This is a genomic window from Nocardia elegans NBRC 108235, from assembly GCF_001612845.1.
Lineage (GTDB): Bacteria > Actinomycetota > Actinomycetes > Mycobacteriales > Mycobacteriaceae > Nocardia > Nocardia nova.
In genome coordinates this window covers 322,607-343,061 of record NZ_BDBF01000002.1, presented here as the reverse complement: position 1 = coordinate 343,061, position 20,455 = coordinate 322,607, and the positions used below count along the sequence as shown (strand labels likewise).

General features: G+C 65.7%; 1 protein-coding gene (only partly in view). It reads right to left on the bottom strand.

Translation table 11 applies throughout. The features are described from left to right. Nucleotides 1-44 precede the first annotated feature (44 nt). On the bottom strand, nucleotides 45-20,455 hold the 3' portion of the coding sequence (locus tag NE2_RS03460) for a LuxR C-terminal-related transcriptional regulator (protein ID WP_063023760.1). 19,786 nt of this gene lie beyond the right edge of the window; the window shows 20,411 of its 40,197 coding nt (coding positions 19,787-40,197); its start codon lies off the right edge, out of view; it ends in the stop codon at nucleotides 45-47.

Genomic DNA, 20,455 nt, shown 5'->3' with positions numbered 1-20,455 from the left:
CACGTGTGCCTACTCGATGGGGCCGAGAGTACTGCTCGCTTCGGTCACGCCTGGCTTCCGGATTCCGGGCCGAATGCCTCGACCCAGGCCATGTGGGATTCCGCGTCATGACGCACGGATTGCGCGGCGGCCTCCACGTCGGCCAAACGGACTGCGAGACCATCCAGGTAGACCTCGGTCAGCGTTTGTCCGACGGTGTCGCTGTCCGGGTCGATGACCCAGTTGTCGTCGAGCGCATCGGGGGTGACCTGCCGCATCTGCGCGTGCAAGAGCAACTTGGTCAACTTGTCGAGGGTGTCGAGATCGCGAGCCGTCCGGTCGGCCGGGAAGCCCATTTCACGGAATCGGCGAAGGCTCTCGTACTTCGACGCGATCACCGTCCGCCAGTCGCTCGGAGTCAATTCGTCGTACGGGTGCGGAAGGTTGCGGGCGCCTGGAAGGTTGAGTCTTTCGGCCAGTACGTCCCGCAGGTTGGTGAGTGTCAACACCGCCTCGGCATTGTCGGCTGGTGTGTTGTACCAGGCGCTCGCTTCGATTCGGACGAGGTTGTCGATCACGTCCTGGTACCACTCGGCTCGGTCGCGCCGATCGTATGCCGCTTTCGACGTGAGTGTTCGTTCCCGGACCGCCTCGAGCTCCGCACGCGGAGTGTAGTGCTTCCGCCACTCGATCTTTCCGTTCACGACTGTGGCGTAGTGAAGGGTGAATCCCCCTGGCGGTAGTGCGTCCTGGTACGCGTTCCCGTTGTCGATCGGCCGAACGATGAAACCGAGCTGGAGTCGCCAGTTCTTGCTCCCGCGCTCGTGCCTGTCCCAGGGGTGGACAAGCGTATCGCCTCGACCGAGACGCTGCCCGGTCGGAGTGTGGAAGAAATCTCGCCAAGCGTCTTCGAAATCCCCGAATATGTCGCTCGCGTCGAATCCGGGCACATACTCGATGAGCAGCACCAGTTCGCTGCCGCCAGGCAGGATTTCATCCGCGCCCAGTACCTCGGCAGGCCGCGAGCCGGCGTCCGCGAGGGTGATGGCCGCCAGCTTCTCGGCGTCGCGCTGATCGATATCGCGTACCTTCTTCTCGATGTGACGAAATCCGTTGCGGTAGTGAACAATGCTTACTCCCGCGGACATCGTCGCATCTCCGGTATCGCCTTTCAGGTGCTCGCGAGCGATCTCACCCGAGACAAGGGCCTCTGCGCATTTCTCGGCGAACGTCCTTTCGTCGGCCAGGTCCTTACGCCACCAGACGTAGTCGCGGTCGCGGTAGTAGTACGCGGTGCGCTCCGGGTCTGGATGTGCTCCGGATGTCGTTTCCACGACGAGGCGTCCCTGGTCGTCGATACGAACGTGCCAGTACTCGATCGACACGCCGTTTTTCGGAGCCTGTCGGCGGAACCCAGGCACCTGCAGGTCCAGCAGCGCATGTTGATCGCGCAGTGGCGATGCGACGATCACTCGGCCGTCCGAGGTGTATCCGATCGCCTCCACAATCTGCCCGTCGTCATCGATGAGCGGGCTCACTCCGGCAGCTGCGAACAGCTCCGGTACGGCCATGATCGCGAGCGCTGTGCGAACCTCGTCCAGGTATGTTTCCGCGGCTTCGAGATGCCGGGGCAGCGAGCGGACGCGCTCATCCAGTTCGGAAATCGCGTCTTGATGGTCGAGCAGCTCGGTCAACGCGTCGTCGGCTACGAGCCGGCGTAGAACCGATTCGAATCGCCGGCGCTGTCGAATCCGCACCGCTTGGACCGTGCGCGCGATTGCCTCGGGGTCGCGCTGCTGCAGCTTCGTCGCATCCAGGCCGAGCGCCTCCGCCGGTTGCAGCGCATAGGTGACCACGTCCTCGGCGTCCGCCTCAGCAGCACGAAGCGCACGACCGAGAACGGGGGAAAGCTCGATGGCGTCCGGAGTCGAGTCGTCACGGCCGAAGCGATGCCACACACTCGGGACGTCACCTCGACGTCCCCGTCTGTTCCCCCGATCGACGCCCGGATCGACGAATTCGATCTCGCTCCGACCATCGAATACTCCATCGAGCGACGGCGGCCTGGCGCCACGGCCGCGACGTTGCCCCGGAGGCGTCAGTAGCGGATCAGGTTGCGGCACTACCGGATCCCATGGCATGCCGTCGTCCGGGCGGTGGTGATAAGCGTTCGGATCGGGGGCTCGTCTCCGGTTCTTTTTCCGCGGCAGGTCGAGCGCCTCTTCGGGGGACAGCGGGTTCCCCGAAGAGGCGGGTGCTGCAGCGGGTCGATCACGGCGCCACGGTGTTTCCGAAGCTGGACGAGCCGATTCCGTCGACAATCCAAGCCCGGCGCTCGCTTGTTCGCTTCCCTGTTCCGCGGCGTCCTGGCCGACATGCGTGTCCCGAGCGTGCGCGATTACCTTGTCCAGTAGAGCCATGGCTCCCATATGCCAGCCGAGGCAGTCGTAATCCTCGCACAGTGATTGCAGCGCCTGGATGTTGCGTTTATACCCTTCGAGTTCGGACTTGCTTCGTCCGTTGGCTACCCACTCATATGGGTCGGGCGCACGATGGTAATCCACGGCGGACACGTAGCTTTGGGAGAACGGACTCGAGCTCGGGTCGATGGGGCGTTGGAAGGCAAAAGCATGGTCGAGGCCGACCAAGTGATCACCGTCGCGCAAAACGTTTTCTATCCGGTCCCAGTTGCTGATCACCAGGTCGAGCAGACCCAGTTGCTCCGCGTCGGGGTGACCCCGCAATGCCTCCAATGCATGGATTCCGTTGGGATCGTCGGCGGTGCACTCGATCACTTCACCCGGCAGCCATGGCATTCGCACGGTCCGGTCGTCACCGTCTACCGGTATGACCGGTGGCACCGGCGCATCCATAGCGTAGGCGAACGCGGAAGCCACAATCTCGGCGGTGCGCTGTTTCCGTGACGACAAATTCTTTTCGACAACCCATAGGCCGTCCGGATACACGAGGAGCTCGGTGAAGCTGTTCTGGGTGAACCACTTGTCGGGGGTTATTCGCACAGGTGGCCCAAAGCGTTCGGCCTGGGCCAGTCGCGCGGCGAATTCCGCAGCGGACATCATTCGTCGCCGTGTCCTGGGCAGTGACGATTCACGGCCGTGATCGCTATGGTGCCCGGCCGCATGCTGAGCGTCGTCGGCGGTGCTCGATGTCGGCGCGGACCGAGTGGTCGCCGATTCCTGATTCGCGCTGCCCTCATCGAACGATTCGGAGATTGTCGAACCCGGCGTGGGCGTGGATTCGCCGGCCGAACGGTGCGAATTTCCAGGACTCGATGGCTGCATCGTGGGGTGACCGTCACCCGCCCGCTGGCGGCTGGTCCAGGGCAGCGTGCGCGGATCCACGGCCTTCGGAGACTCGGTGGGCGTCGGTGAACTCCACGGTGACGACGCCGCTGCGGACGGTAAGGATGCGGCCCGGTCCGGGCGGTCAACTCCGGCGATCAACACGACGGTGACGTTGTCGCGAGTGCCGGCCTCGACGGCGGCCTCGGCGAATCCCCGTGCCGCGCCGAGAAGATTCCCCGACGTCCGGGCCAGCTGGGCGCGGACCTGGTCCGCGATCGCATCCGGCGAGCCGATCTTCTTGATCGGACCGTCGGAAACGAGCGCGACAACGCCGCGGCCGGTCACGTGGTGGGCGGTCGGATTCGGTTCGCGCCATTCGTATTTCACGCCGAGGCCACGGGTGAGCGTGGACGCGTGCGGCATGCGCGCGGCCTGTTCCGCACTGACACCCATCAGGTCCATATAGCGCTGCAGGGCCGAGTCGTCGGTGGTCAGCTGGACTGCGGGACCGCCGTCCAGCGGAATCCAGTAGGCGCGAGAGTCGCCGACGCACTCGGTGAATACCTGGGCGGGGGTGACCAGTGACAGCACGATCGTGCTCACCGGTGGCAGATCGCAGCCGGGGAACTCCTGCGAGATCAGGTCAAGCACCGCGTCCTGGGCCGCCTGGGTCGCCTTTGCCAGCACGGCCGCCGGATCCCAGATCCCGCCCGCGGCGACGGCAGCGGCCTCCTGCTCGAGGATCGCGCACGCCGCGGCGGAGCCGACGGCAGCGGCACGGTCACTGCGGATCGCTTCTCCGGAGGTGCCGTCGCACACCGCGGCAAGAGTCACCTGTTCCCCATTGATTGTCGCGGTCGCGATGGCGAAGTCGTCCTGATTCGTATTCCGGCGGCCGACATCGGTGACACCGGCGGCGTGGCCGAGGTCTACTTCCTTGTGCGGCGCCGGAGGTGGCAGGTCGCGCCACGGCTCCCGACGCTCGGCCGATGCGGGTGCGGCAGGTGTCTGCGCTTCGGACGGTCCCGTCGGCGGCAGCTCATCCGGTCCAGGCGTCGCCGCCTCCGATGCGGCGACCGGCTGCGCCTCCAGCGTTCGCAGTAACTCGCGGATACGGTGATCCGCCTCCCGATAGTCGTTGACAGCGCGAGCAGTTCGCTGTTCTTGTGCCAACAGGTTCGCCCCGTTGTTCCGATCCAGCAGGGCGATCAGCCAGTGCCGTGTCGCATCGGCGTAGGAGATCAGTGCTTCGACGCGAGGGCCGGCGGCCGGTGATCGCGTATCTTGCGCGAGATTCCACAGCTCGTAGGCCGCGGTCCAGGCGTGCCGTATCTGCTGGAGCTCGGCGGCTCGCGCCGAATCAGCCTCCAGCCGAGCGGATTCCGCGGCGAGTCCCTCGATGGTCTGTGTCAGCTCGGTGATGTCGACGCCGTCCAGCAGTCCCACGTTCCGGCCCCACGGCGACGTATTCGCCGGTGCGGCATCGAGGTTCGCCGCATGGTAGGCGAGGGCCTCGGCGGCGGCACGGTACCTGTTCGTTGCTTCGGCGAGGTGGCTCTGTCGTGCCGAGACACTGTGGGCGACCTCTCCGGCGGACAGATCGACGCCGAGTTCGGTGTGCGCGATATGCAGCCAGCGGCCGACCGCCCGGGCCAATGTCTCCAACCTGGCGCGCTGGTCCGCCGTGACGGGCGGGGCGTCCGGCATCAGCTTGTTCAGGTGGGCCAGGATGCGGCCGAGGTGCGCGCGCCGGGATCCGTCGGCATCGAGCTGTTCCTCGGTGATCGCGGCGTGGACTCTCCGCAGCCATGCCGGGGAGAGCGCTTCTTCGACGTGACCGGCGGGTTGCCGCCCCGATGGCCGGCCCTCGCGTTGTGCGCGCACGGCACTGACATTGTCGCCGCCGCGCGGGTCGTCGGCGAAGAGGAGCCAGGGGTTGTCCAACTGTCCGGGAAGTACGGCGGGGGCGCGGTCGTCCGCAACGCCCCCGAACGGGTCGAAACTTTCCTCGCCCCGCGCAGTGGCGCCGCGTCGTTGCCGACGAGCACCGCCTTGCTTGCGACGGGGGGTCCGGTCGTTCGGTTGCACGCCTTCGCTCGCGGTCGATGCCGGTTTGCCTGCCGAACCTTCGGTTCGGCCGTCACCACGCCCGGGGGCCGGAATGTGCGTACGTACGGCGAGGCCCGGATTCAGCGCGACCGACAGTTCGAGCGTGGCGCGGCAGGACGAGCAGCCCCGCAAATGCGTATTCACCCGGTTTTCGGCTCGCTTGCGCAGCGGCCCGCGCAACCACGCTCCGAGTTGTTCCACTGTGTCGCGGCAGGATTCGTCGGGTTCATGCGGAATCTGCGCTTGAAGATATGCCGCGCGCAATTCCTCCACTGCTCGGTGTCGTGCCACGTTTGCGGCGTTGGCGGAGGGCGCATCGATGAAGCGTGCCAGCTCTGCCGCCGGCAGAGTGAAGTTGGTCAATATCAGACGAGCGCGTTCGGACAAGGTGCCCGCCGCCAGCGCCTGTGCGAGGAGAGCATGCTCGCGTCTTCCGAACTCCGTATCGACCGGCTCTTCGGGCACGTCGTAACGAGTCATGTCGTCGCTCAACGTGATTCGATCGGTGTAGCTGAGTTTCTGAGACAGGGCGTGGTTGCGCAAGACGGTCAGGACATAGGCCCGGAACGCGGATTCCGGTCCCGACCCCTTCCGCAGCGCGCCGAGTGTCGCGTGAAACGCGTGCGACACCAGATCGTCCGCGTCCGAGGGCCGGAAGCGAGCGCGCGCGTAACTCCGAACCGGGCCGATATGCCGTTCGAACAGCGTTCCGAACGCTTCTGTGTCCCCGCTGCGCACCGCGGCCATCAGCTCGACATCGTCGCGCGGGTCCGACTCCGTAGACATGGCGGCGCGCTGTCGCGGTCCCGGAATCAGGGTTCGGCCGATGGATGGTGAATCTGTCGGTTGTTGCGGCGGGCGCACGCCGGTCGAGCCCTCGGTGGCGGTGTCGTGATCGGTTTCCGCGGATTCCGATTCCTGTGACGGCTGGGACGGAATCAGCGGTTTCCCCTGAGCCGAGCCGGCGATGCCCGGCATATTCGCGTCGGAGTCGTCGCCCTGTTCCGCCCGCCCCAGGCGCGTGGCGGGCGCGGGCGCGCGATGCCAGTCCGTGGTGGCCCTGTGATCCTTCGAGTCGATGCGGTTTTCGGGTATGCCGTCGGCTTTGTAGGTGATCGCGTGGAAGGTGGCGCCCTGCAGCTGTTGTTGTAGAAGTTGTTCATGGCGTCGGCGTGCTTGCTCGCCGTGCAGGTCGTGTTCGGTAACCGTGCCGTCGGGGCCCGGGACGAGCTCGTGTAGCCGGAGTCCGCCGTCGCGGTCGGTGGTGAGCGAGACGACGTGCCCGTCGATGTGGTCGTCGCGGGCGCCGGGGTATTGGATGCTGATCAGTGCCAGATGGGCGGCATCGTCAGGGTCGGTGATGCGGGAGGTGATCTGGCCGAGCGTGGTCTCGGCCCACTGTCCGCCGGCGTATTGGGCGAGTTCGTGAGGGTGGAAGCCGGTGTATTCGATGATGACGGCGGTGTCGGCATCCGGAATCTCGGCCGGTGTGTTGTCGAAATAGTCGCGGATGAAGGTGAGCTCGGCGATCCCGCAGCGGCCCGGCGTGGAACCGTCTCGTACGGAACCGGATTCGAGTGCGGACCGGACTGCGGAATCCACCGCGGCATTCGCGTGTGCCTCCACCGGCGGCAATTCCGCAACGGGGCTCGCGCCCGACTCCGCCTCGATCTCGAAGAGCAGCCGATCGAGCTCCACGCGCATCCGCTCGTGCCGGTGGGCCAGGCCGGATGCGCGCAATGGGGGACCCAAGGCGGCGAGCCGTTCCCGCAGCTGCCGCAATGCCGGCACCGAGAGGTCCCGGAGCGGGGACTGTGCACGGGTTGTCGCGGTTAGTTCCTGCACTGCATGTGCCTGCCACGGTTCGAATTCCGACCGCAGGATGGTTCCGGTCTGTTCGGCTCGGTGACGCTCCAATTCCTCGACGGTCGGCAGTTCGGAGATATGGGCCACTGCCGCGGCTGTCGGCAATTCCGGTGCGGGGGCCGACGTGAGCACGATGGGGGCGGTGTACGCCATCAGCCCTGGCAGGCGTCCGGTTCCGGCCAAAGTCTTCTCGAGCATCCGTTTGAGTTGCGCGATGGACCGGAAAGTCGAGCGCAGTTTGCGTTCAGGCGGTCTGAACAGGGTGAAATCGCCGGCTATCACGTCGGCCATGTCGCTGCCGTGCGGCCGAGCGACTCGCCAGCCGGCCTTGGATTCCCACTCGCTCGCTTCCCGGTATTCAACGGGAACGACGACGGTCTCCAGCCAGCCGGCCCGGATCGGAATCAGCTGTTGGGTGCCCGGCGACTCGGCCGCTGGTCTCGCATCCTCCCAGCCGGGGATTCCTGCTCGCATCAACTCGACCGCAACCTGGATCGACATCGGTGAGGTGGTGGTGTTCCCATCGTCCGGCACGGTCGACAGGTCCGACTTCAGCGGCTTCAACCACGCGGTGAAACCTTCGGGCGATTCGGCCTTGCGTCGGTACTTCAGATAGGCGGCCATCAGGTGCTTCTCCAGTTCCCGACGGAACGATGCCCGGTATGCGCGTTCCACGTCGGCGGCATCCAGGGCGGTATCTTCGAGCCCGGACGGTCCGGCGGTGAGCTGGATGTATCGAATGCGCCAGCCACGCCACAGTGCGGGAGCCAGACTCGGATCGGCCTGGATGGCGGCTTCGAACGCCCGCATATGTCCGCCCTCGTTGGCCACGACCCACACTTCCTGCGGCTCACCGGGTTCAGGTGTGAAGCGCGCTACGTGCGGTGTGATGACCGTACCGGGGCGTCGTTCCAACTCTCGTGCGAACAATTCCTCGCAGGCCGGAACCAGCAGGCGCGCCGCTGCTCGGTCGTAGCGCACGGCCAGAGAATCCAGCTCGGCCAAATCGTCCAGCCGATCCGTCGCCACCCCACGCCGGATCAGCAGAGGTTCTGCCAATGCGGCCTGCGTGGCGGGCTCATCCGAATGCAATGCGGCGAGCGAGGCGTCGATCTCGGCGACTTCTACCTCGGCGACCTCGCGGTGCATCCGCACGAGTCGCCGCCACGCGGCGCGGGAGTCGTCGTCCGGAGAGTCGAGGCCGAGCCGTTCCCACAGCGCCGTGCGCCGCTGCCGCAGTTCGCGGACGTAGTCGGCGACCGGATGGAGCGGCTCGCCCGCGCTGTCGAAGGAAATCGCCTGCCAGCCGGACGTATTCGCGGATTCATAGTCCGAGAGTCGTTGTCTCGCGCCCGTCCGGGGGTCGACCAGCACGGGTAAACCCTCATCCTGATGGACCTCGTATTCGACCGGACCGTCGGCACGCTCCTCGACTACCCGAAACCAGGACCCGCGTGTTCGCCACAGCTCGGCATTCAATGCTTCGCCATCGGGATATCGGATCGTTCGGCCCGCGCGGGCATCGCCCGGTCCGATCGGACCGGCTGTCGGGTTCGCGAACTTCGCCGCGACGGCGGTCGCCAGGGCGAACTTCTCCCGGGCCGTGAATTCGTAGCTTCGTCCGGTCACGGCGTCGGTTGCCGTCAGGTGTACGACGCGAGAGCCCGGCGCGCCGGATGTGGTGGCGGTCAGATGCATCGAACGCGAGATGTAGGCGCTCGACGAGTCGGCCTGCGTGCGATGGCTGCCGGCGATCTCGACCAGCCAGGCGGCCGCCGTTTCGGCAGGCTTGTGCGGTCCCGTCCAGCTCCTCGTTCCTTCCCACAACAGACGGTCGACGAGATGGGAGACCCGATGCACATCCGTGCCGGTTCGAAGCGGGATATCGGTGCGGATCGTCGGATGGAGCGTGTCGCCATAACTCAGCTCCATGCCTGCCCGAAGCCCGGACCCCTCGACCATCGCCCGCACATACGGTCCGAACCGGCCGGATGTCACCTCCAAGACGACCGGTACGTCGGTGTGTATGTCGAACCGGACATCGGTCAGCGACCCGCGGCGGGCACGCTGTTGCGTCAACTCCGTATCGAATATCAAGGTGCCGAGGACGTCTGCCCCTGGTACCGGCTCGGAACTGCGGGTGAGATTGCGGAGAAGTTCTGCGAACGCGAAGCTGTGGTTGAGATTTCGTCCCCGGTCGCTTTCGCGCAGCACCATCGAGATCGTGATCCGGCGACCGGGGTGCAGTTCGACCTGAACGAGTCGGCCGGAATCGAGCGGTACGTGGAAAACCGGTTGCCCATCGCTCGTCGTCCGGCCCTCGACGCGGCCACCGCTGTCGCGAGCTGCGCGCCTGATTTCCGCCGCGAACCGACGCACCGCCTCGATCTGCTGGCGTGCCCACCACCGATCTTCCATCGGCCACGACTCGGTTTCGCGCGCAACCGAGTCGTCTCTGTGGGACCCGAACGAATCGGAGCCGGTGGCGTCGGCCCCCATTACCGCGTTCTTCCCGGCCGGCACCTCATGCTCGGCAGGCCGATCGGCCTCGAGCTTGTGTACGGCGCGTTTTCGGAGCGCCTGCACATCTGCCACCGGAAGTTCGGTGACGGTGGCGATGTCGTTGTCGGTCAGGCCTGCCTTGACCAACGCGACAATTTCGATCTCGAGGTCGGTCAGACGGCGTGGATTCGGTACCGCCGGAACATCGTCCGGACTTACGCCGCCCTGGGGCTCGTCGGGGAGATTGTGGAAGAAGACGCCGTCGTGTTGGAAGAGGGCGAAGCGCTGTCGCCTTCTGGGGGCGGGTTTGTTGTCCATGGCGTCATCGAGTTGTGCCATGGCGGTGCGGTGTTCGGCGAGGATGGTGTCGGCGATGTGGAGTAGGTGTTGTGTGGCGGTGTCGGGTTCGGTGGGTTGGTGTTCTCGCTCGGCGCGGGCGTGGGTTTTGGCGGCGAGGTCGCGCGCTATGCGTGGGTTGCCGAGTTGGGCCATGAGGTGGTGGTAGACCCGGCTGTCCTCGGCCGGGTGCGCGGATTCGTCCGAAGTCTCGGTGGGCCGAGCCGGATTCGCTGCGGCGCGCTCCTCGTCGGTGCCTTCCGTCGCAGCCGCAATTGCTTCGGCATTATCGGGTCCGGCTGAACCCGGAACCCCCGTTTCTCGAGCAGGTTCGGCGTGGGGCGCGCGGGACAACCGTCCGAGCCAGCCGCGACCTCGTGTGATGACCCGGAGGGAGACGCGGCCCCGCCTGACGAGAAGAAGGGCGCTGTAACCCGTGGCGGTGAGCGCGGTGGTGGCCGCGGCTACTCCGGCGATGGCGTCGCCGCCCTGCCCTCCGTGCGCGTTCGCCACGGCTGCAGCGCCCAAGAAACCGAGGGCCGGTCCGCTTTTGAGGAACAGCCGACGCGCCGACATCGCTCGACCTTGAAGTTCATCAGGGAAGGCGCCCTGCGCGTATTTCGTCACCCGGTTGCCCGCCGCCGCCATCACCATCGCATCCAAGAGCGATGCGGACGCGATCACAGCGGGATCGGTCGTCGATGCCATGAGCGTGAAGAAGCCGGCCATGCTCGTGAGTGCGGCCGGATAGAAAGTGGTGGCGTCGATCCGGTCGAGCGCTTTCGGCAGGAAGCCGCTGAGTATCCCGCCTACGGCAGGTGCGGTAACCACCGCGCTCTTTGCCCAACCCGGCAGGCCCGCGTCGGTCAGGACGGTGGCTGTGCGGAGGCCCATCATGGCCCACGCGGCATTGTTGATTGTGGCGAACGCGGTGTGTTGGGTGAGGAATTTCTCCTGCCACAGTGCCCGCACTCCTTCACCGACCTCCCGGAAAAGGTTGCGCGGATCTCTTCGAGCCCGAGGGGGGAATGCAAATCCCCGAATGTTCGCCAGGTTTCCCCAGTAGGTTAGGGCGTTCAGGCCCAACAGCGCTGCGGGGGCGACGTCAGCCAGTCCGGCGCCCAGTGCTGGGCCGGCGATCCCGGCAGCAGATCCGGTGCTGGTCATCAAGCGGTTTCCGGAATCGAGCTGCGGTTCGGTCAGAAGATTCCGCATTTCGTTGAGGAACGTGCTCGCATAGAAGGTGGCCGCGGTGGCTTCGACCAGTGTCGCCGCGGTCAAGGCGGTTCCGAGATGGGGCGCATCGGCCAGCAGCAATCCGGTGGCAGTGGTCGCGGCCGCCGAGCCGACCCACAGTGCGGAGGTCACTACCTTTTTCGGGTCCCAGAAGTCGGCGGCATAGCCGGCGAGCAGTTCGAATGCGCTCGGGACCCATAGAGCGGCAGACGCCATGGCGGTGGTAGTCGTCGATTCCCCTTGTCCGAGCAAGATATACGTGAGTCCCGAGGACGCTGCGTTGGTGCCGATTTGATTCACGAACTCACCCGGCAAGAACTTCTCACCGAACAACAACTTCGTGAATGGCTTGTTGACGACGAGCAGTTCGCGCTTCGAAACCGTCGCTTCCGTCCGGTCTTTTTGCGATGCCGGCTCGGTTGCCGTCCAGGGTCGGTCCCTGCGAATCCAGCGCAGGAAGTCTCGTCGCTTCGAAGCGGCAGCCTCGTCAGCGGTTGGAGCTGCCGTGGAAGTGTCGGCGCCCCGCGGGGCCGGAACCTCCGGTTCGTTCGGCTTGTCGGGGAGGTTGTGGAAGAAGGCGCCGCCGTGTTGGAGGGAGGTGAGGTGTTGCGTTGTGCGGGTGGGTTTGTTGTCCATGGCGTCATCGAGTTGTGCCATGGCGGTGCGGTGTTCGGCGAGGATGGTGTCGGCGATGTGGAGTAGGTGTTGTGTGGCGGTGTCGGGTTCGGTGGGTTGGTGTTCTCGCTCGGCGCGGGCGTGGGTTTTGGCGGCGAGGTCGCGCGCTATGCGTGGGTTGCCGAGTTGGGCCATGAGGTGGTGGTAGACCCGGCTGTCCTCGGCCGGGTGCGCGGATTCGTCCGACGTGTGGGCGCGAGTGTCGGAATCTGTTGCGGGATGTTCCTCGTCGGTGGCCGCCGCTGGAGCCGCGATTGCTTCGGCGGGGCCGGGCTTTCGGGCTGTCGTATCCGTGGACGCGGGGCCTGGGCGCTCGAGGTGAGCTGCTGCGACAGGGAGTTGCCCGGGCAGTTCCGGAATCGACTCTCGCGCTCCAGCGCTTTTCTCGAGTTGGTCGCCGGAGAGCCTATTTCGATGTTTCATCAACAGCGACGCGAGCACTCGCTGGCCATCTGTGAGTTCACGGTCGCCCGTATCTCCCAGGCCTGAGGTTATGGGGCCGCCGACGACCCTGAGAAATGATTCTGCGACGGCCGCCTTCTCATCGACCTGCAGTCGCTGCTCCGGCGACAGAGGCCCATAGGTTTTCGGACGAGCATGCATGGTGAACTGACGTCCCAGCCATCTTCCGAATTCCTCGTCGTACCGATACTCGCGGTTGGCCCTGCCACGGAGCCAGCGGGCGAGCAGAGCGGGGAAGACATCGTCCAGAAGGGCGGGGCCGGCCGCAGCCACCATGGCCAATGTGAAGCGGTATTGGGCCTCGTAGTAGTGGCTTGTGCCGCCGTACCTGAAATCGTTGACGTAGAACGTGGAATAATCACGCCCCGTGTAATGCGCGTTGAGTATTACTTCGGTTGCGCTATCGCCGCTGTTCTCGTCCGGAATAGCTTTTATCGATTCGTCCATCCGGCGCGCACCCGCCGCGCTGATCCGGACATCCGGAAACAGATTACACATGGCCTTGACGCCGCGAAGGAATGCGAGGACGTCGCGCTGCTCAATATCCGGGATATCGGCCCCTACTATGGGAATACCGTGCTGTCTCTCGAATGCTTCCGTCAGGCCTGGCAAATCATTCGGGATGCCATCGTTCCGGGGCCACGCATCCAGGTGGGTTTGCGGTTCGACGTAGTCGAGAACATCTCGCGACTCCGGATCGATGCGTACTTGGGCGAAGAGCAGCCGGTACAGCGTCCGCGCCGCCTCCGATGCGTTATCCCATCCGTTGACTTGCACGTCGGCTACCGCCGCGCGAGCTGCCCGCTCCGCGTCGAACCGCTTCGACAATTTCGTACGTCGAAATACCGTGCGCGGCCGGATCACTCCGTCGCCGAGTTGCTCGTCGATCCACCGTTCGAAGGCAGCCTCGGTATCGTCGACCGGTTCGGGTAGAGAGCCGAGGAAGTGTGCGAAGAGGTACTGGAATCCACGCGCCGCAACGATTCCGACGCCGACGTCGGCGGCGGCACCGATCGCGCCGGCCGTCGCCGCGTACAGGAGTTCGGGCGTGGTCGCGGCCGCGGCGGCGAGCAGCCGCCGGTCCACTGTGATGGATTCGATCAGAACACGCCCATGTTTGTCGCCACGTGCCACGACAGCGACGCCATTTCCGCCGGCCACCTTGCCGACGGTGATGGCGGCCCCATTCCGGATACCGATCGCGGGGTGCTCGATGAGCATGTCGTGCAGGGCGCGCGACACGTACCAAGCCGAGTCCGGGTCTGTGAAGCCGGCCATTTCGACATGCCACGTATGGTTCGTCCACCCCGTAACTTCCTCGACCGTGGAGCCGCGCAGCAGTTCCACCGGCCAGTCGTGAGATTCGTTCAGAACCTGCACCAGGGAAGCGGCGCGCGCATCGGACTCGGGCGTAGCGGCTGCCGGATCGATGGTGTATTCGAACCAAACCGTCTTGCCGCGCTGGTCCAGCGCCACGCCCCAGCGATCGGCGGTTCCGTAGATCGCGGCTAGCCCGTGGGTCGGAAACCGCGTGGCGTCGAGCGGCAGGAGGCGGCGGCTGCGGTCGGTGAGTTCGACCCGAAGGGTGCCCTCGTCCGATATCTCTGCGCGTACTCGTGCGTCCGCCTCGGTGGTCCGGAATATTGCGTCGAGCAGCCCCGAGAAGGCCAATTCCGGTAGCAGCGTCTGGCTCGGTCCTGCGCCCGCAAGCTGGACGATGGCAGCGCGGGTCGCCGCGATCAGCCCGGTTTGGCCTCGCCTGATGCGTACGCCGGTCGCCAGGTCTGCCGGTTCGTTCTCTTCGAAACCCTCGGTCTGGGGGACAACCCACATATCGGGCTTCGGCCGCGGCACCTCCTCGGCATCCCACAGCTTGAAACGGACTTCCCGGCTGGGTGGATTCTGATGCAATGTGAAGCTCCACGACACCGCCGCCCGGTTCACCTCCACGACCCAAGGATCCTGTGGCGCAGGCACACCCGGCAGCCGCCCTGCGGCGTCCGCGGCGGTGACCGTGCAGACCAGCGAGGCGAATTCCGACGACAGCGCGATCGTGGCCCGCGTGGCGCCACCGGTGTCGAATGCGTCGTCCAGCAATCCGGAAATCAACCGCAGTGCGAGCGGCTTACGTGCCGCGAGGGGCCAGTGTCCAGGCAGGAGGGCCTCGATATCGCACTGGCCGATGGCCCATTCTTCACGGGAGACCGTGGTCGACGGGCTTTCGTCCGGGTTCCAGCTCGGGGGCTGGTTTTCGTCGCGGCGCGCTGGTGTCGAACGATCCGGATCCGGAATGGCGGCGGGCAATCCACGGTCATGCGCCGGATCGGCAGGTTCGTTGTCGGGGCGGTTGTGGCCGAGGCGGGTTCGGGGGCTGTCCGCTTGTGCCCAATCGGCGTTGGTCCACTGGTTTTCGGGGCTGAGCGGGAGCTCCGGCCGGCCATGGATGTCGTAGGTGATGGCGTAGAACCTGGCGCCTTCGATCGTCTTCAGTGTGTCGAGGCGTTCTTGTGCATTGTGGCCGACGTGGTCGGGGTCTGTCCGTTCGCCGTCGGGTCCGTGGGCGAGTTCGTGGAGCCAGAGCTCGCCCTCGGGTGTTGTGGTCAGGCTGAAGACATGTCCGTGGATACCGTCGTCGGCGGCATCGCGATCTGCATGGGGGTATTCGATCGCGATGAAGGACAGTCCCGCCCCGTCGTCGGAGGTCTTTATGCGGTTCTCGAAGTGCTCGAGGGTGCCGGCGGTCCATTGCCCGTGGGCGTACTGCGCGAATTCGCGCGGGTCGAAGGCGGTGTATTCGAGGACCATGGCGGCGTCCTCGTCGGGTGTTCGGACCGGCGTGTCGGCGAAACGTTCTCGCGCGAAGGCGAGTTCGGAGAGGCCACAGCGTCCTCGAATCGTGGCGTCGCCGTGAGCGGATGCGAGTGCGGAGCGGATTTCGACGTCGACATCCGAGGTATCCCCGGGGCTACCGACGGTTTTCGACGAATCAGGGGCCGTCGATGCCGGATCAGGAACACCTGATTCATCGAGCCACGGCTGAACCACGCGGGCGTGGAAGGTCTCCATGGCGGCGGCGACCGATTCGGCATCCGCACCCAGATCACGCTGCGTGTATACCGCGGTACGCACACCGTTGCGGTGTTCGAGGAGGAGGGTGCAGCGCCCTTCCCCGCCGAGCACCCGGCCCACCGACATCGTGATCGCTACACCCGCATCGGTGACAACGATGTCGTCGACTTGCACCCAGAAGTCCTTGGTGGCACCACGGAACATCGACTCGGCGTTGGGGCCGGCCGTCGTGATCGGGGCGCCGTGGCTGTCCACCAACTGGTCGAAACTCGGTGTGCCGGGCGGCCGGTGCCTGCGCCAGAGTTCGCCCTGCATCCCGTCGTCGACATCGAGCTCCGGATCGTCGAGGTTGATGTGCCGCGCGAAATCGTGGAGAGTCTGGGCGAGGTGCCTTGCGCGCAGGTGTGTCCTGGCCAGATCGCTGCCGAAGATGATCGATTTCACATGCCCGCCGTGGACTACCCAGTGGCCGGCCGAATAGGCCCAGTGTCCGGGTTCGTCGAACGTGCTGTACAGCATGAAATGCTGGTGCGGATACGGCGTGGTTCGCCTGCTGTGCGGCGTGAACCAGAAATTGTCGCCTTGCGGGCCGGTCGTATATCCGACTCCAGACGGATCACAAACCAATCCTTCATGGTTGAACTGCACTTCCACCCAGTCGAGGACTTCGGCCATTCCGGGGACATACGGTGCATCCGGATTCATCGGCAAGAGTTCGTAATTCGCCTCCGGAGCCGATGGCGTCCGGTCCCCGGCCCGAGGGTCGACAGTCAGCATTGCCGCCGGTGCGGAACCGGTGAATTCCGGGAGTGTCGCGTCCGGCGGCGCGATCGACTCGCTGTCGATCGCGCCGTCCTTGTCGAACATGCCCCGTCGTTGTGCCGCCAGCGCCAGCCGAACCGGGTTGTCGACGCCGAATTTGCGATAGAGCCGGTTGATGAATCCCTGTACGTGATAGCGGTCCATCGCCAACTCGTCAGCGATGGCCTGGCGAGACATCCCCTCGACCAGGAGCAGGAGGACGTCCGCCTCCGAGTCGGCGCCCGACAGCACGACCGGGGCCGGCGGCTCCAGAGAACCGACCACAGTGTCGTCGAGCAGACCGGCGCGATCCGCCGCCAGCACTGTCGACATCGAGTCTGCGGTATGCAGCGCGCTCGCCGCGCGCTGGAGATCGGTTTCCACGAAGCCGACCGGGATCCGGAGTTCGGCAGCGATCTCCTCGGCCTGTAGTCCTCGTGTGAGCAGCGCGAGTATCCGGCGTTGTCGCGCGGTCAGCGTCGGCTGCTCCTGTCCGGAGGTAACCTCGCCGGACTCGTCCTCGCCGCCGAGGTCGATCGCCTTCGGGTCGACGGGATTGCGAGATCGGTCGTCAGCTTCGGTATTCGGTTCAGCGGGTCGATCGGTCCTGGAATCCTGTGGGCGGTCTTCGGAGGCACCTCCCGGGATGCCTGCTCGCAGTGGGCCGTCTGGATGGGCTGTCGACGGCCGGTACTCGGGGTTCGGCCGCCAGTACTGCGGCAATTGGTCGGCAAGGGCCGCGAAATCGCGCTGCCAGACTTCGGCGGGAATCTCGAAGCACCCTACGATGCGGTCGCTGCGCAAGCCCCCCGGCCAGTGCACGGAGACGACGTCGCCGTTTTCGTCCACCACTCCGAACCCACCGGGCGCATCGATGACGTAGATCAGATGGGCGACGCTCCACTGTGAGGTCCCCTCGTCCAGCACCACCGATTCGCCGTAATCGCCCGCTCGATTCACGCGCACCGTCGTGTAGACAACCTTGCCGTCGCGCTGCGACAACGGAACGAACCCGTCCGCCCACGGGACAGTGTGGGGACGCGTGTCGCCACGGAACACCAGCCCTCCGCCGTCGCGCCACCCCGATTCCGGATAGTCACGCTCGAGTGCTTCCCACCTCCGACGGATCTCATCGAGGTCGACATCCGTGTCGACGGCCGACGCGAGCAGGACATCATCCGGTAACTCCGCGGCCCGCCGCCATTGCACCGGCACCGATGGGCTGTCGAGGATCATGCGTACGACCTGAGCGGCGTCGAGCGGATCCAGAGGAGCGTGGGTAGGCGTGGAGGCCCGCCTGGTCGGCGACTGCCCTCCGTTTGCCTGCGCGCCGCGGTCCACGCGCGGATCATCGGCGAAGCTCACGCTCGGATCGTCCAGTTGGTCTGCGCGTGCCGCGTGCGGATCATGTTCGGCCGCTTCCGCTTTCCGGCCCGTCGGCAGATCCAGCGCCACGCTCGGGTCGGGAGGACCGGCGGTAGGTGTCCGATCGAGCGCTCGCACGGCCGCTGCATCATGTTCGCCGCTGAGTAAACGCCGGCCTTCCGGCGCCGGCCGATTGCCGGACTCGTCTTCGGAGTGAAGATCGTCGAGGGCCTGGATGACCATCGCCATGGTTTCGGCTTCGTTCTCAACACCGAGGGCGCTGAGAACCTGCGAGATCGTGGTGTCGATGGTCTTGCGAGTGACTCCCAACTCGCTCGCTACTTCATCCCGCGTCATGCCCAGCGACCGGAACCGTAACGTCGATATCTGTCTCGGGGTCAGGTGTCGAGCGAGATCGGTTATCCGGTTGTCCGGCGATGAAATCAGCCCTCGCCTGATGCCCTCGACCACCATGAGATAGCGCTCGACCCGGACTCCGAGTGCCTCGGCCAGGTTGGTCACCTGCGTGGAAACCTGGTCGCGGCTGACACTCCGCGCATGTTCGATCTCCGCATTCCGCTTCCCTTCGGCAAGCCAGCGGAGCAACTCGATCTGCTCGTCCGACAGCTGTTCAGCGAAATAGCCCGCGGTGAACCCACCATCGTGGAGGAAGCGCGGCGGATGGAACCGCTCGCGGGCGAATCGCGGGTCGATCGCGGCGGCAAGGGAATCCGGCAACGGGAAACCCAGCCATTGTGCGGCGGCGAGTACGCGTTGCGTGGCTTCGCTGTGGTGCGGTGAACGCTGGTCGAGGACCCTTGCCACGGTTGAACGCGGTACCCCGGCCAACCGAGCCACTGCCAGGCGGCTGGGCTGTCTACGGAGTTCGTCGGGGCTCAGCGCCAGAAATCGGTCGGCGAGCTCGAGGAATTCGCTTGTCGCGCCGGTCTGGGTCGCGCCGTGGATCCGGGCCCGTGCTGCCCGAACCAGTTCATGGTTCACCGAAACGGCATCGATCCCCAGGTGCTGGGCCAGCAACCACTGGAGGGCGTACAGATGCTCATACGGCAGTTGATAGGGGGTGACGTGCTGAGGGGCGTTCGTGAGGGGAGTTGCGGGTTGGGTGAAAAGCGCCCGGACCGACCCATCGTCGTGGTCGACTTCGACGGTGACCTCGGTGAAGCCGAGGCGGCGCGCCATCCTCCCGGTCCATGTGCCGAATGCGGCGTCCCGTGGCGAAAGGCCTTGTCCCAGTAGACGGTTGAAGGTGTCCAGGTTGTCTCGCAGGGCTTCCTTCGGCGCCCACTGGCCCGCGATCCGTCGCACATCGTGACCGATCGCCGCCCACATGTCGTCGAACATTCGGCTGCCGGAGGGTGTGTGTACCGAGGTTCGGACGGTGAGTCGCAGGGTGCCATCGGCTTCGACGACGCCACGAATGCCCACGGGCGGTCCGGGCAGTTGCTCGAACTCTGTCACTCGGGGCACGTCGTAGGAGTTGACGTACCGCGCCAGCGGCGCTTTCGCGAGCCTCTGTCGAATCCGCACGAGGGTTGCGGTGAACCACGCTTCTGCGCCCAGCTCTCTCAATTGTGGCTGCAGGGTGAGGAAGTGTCGGACGAAAGTCTCGAGTTCCGCCTGCACCATGCTGCCGCCCAGGAATTTGACCTGACCGTTCCTGCCGAAGCGGAAGTGCCTGGCGAGCGCGCCGAGCGCCGCGCGCACTTCAGCCGGGGCGACCAGAGCCGCATTCCGGAGAGGGCCGCTCTCTTCCGCGTTGCCTTCTGTGATCTCGAGGAGCTGGGCCAGCGCGCGCACCGCGCGGAACTGCAGCTGTTTGGTCGCCCCGACGCTGCGCGGCTCGTCCAGCGCTGTGGCGATCTCGGAAATTGTCTTGCCCTGCAGGAAACGAAATTTCAGGAACTGAAGGTGATGAGGATTGTCCATCCGGTCGACGATGGCGGTCAGGGTGGCGAGTGCGGTGTTGTCGCCGGCTTCCGCGCGGCTGCGGGCATGCTGGAACGCCGCGGTGACCTTCAACAAGGCCAGTGGGTCGGCGGTGCGGCTCCGCGGCCTCGCCGGTTCGTGTCCGGGTTCCTCGTCGGGAACGACTGATGCTCCTTCTGCCGGCACACCGGCAATCGCGAGCGCTGCACGGGATTCCAGCGCACGGGCGGCATCCACTCCGATCCCCATGGCCTGCGCGGTCGCTTTCATCGACATCCCTCGCAGATGTCGGAGTACCAGGCAGCGCCGCTGATCGGGTTCGGTTTGCGCGAGTCGGTCGAGCCGCTGCCCCAGCTCGGTCATGTCGAGCGTCACCACTTCCAGCCCACGCGGTCCGGATCGTGTCGCGCCGGGTAGAGCGGACCGTATGCCCTGCCGAAGGCGGGCAAACCGAAGATATTCGTTAATACTCCCGCTGCTGATCGCCGCGACCAGGTGCTCGTTCTCCCGCTGCTGGTCGGTGAGCACCCGTTCGAACACGGCCTGGGTGTGTTCGGTGATCTCGGTGATGAGCCGATGCTTCTCGTCGGCCGTGAGCGTCAGCTTCCCGAGGTTGACCTGCTTGTCGATTTCGGTGGTTATGCGACGTCGAATGCTGTCATCGCCGCGGTCCTGACCGATGCGGGTTCGTGGCCCAGGTGCCGTTTCCCAGTCGGCGTTTGCCCAGTTGTCGTCGGGGCCGAGGGGGTTTTCGGGCTCGCCGTCTTCGCGATAGGTGATGGCGAAGAACTTCGCACCTACTC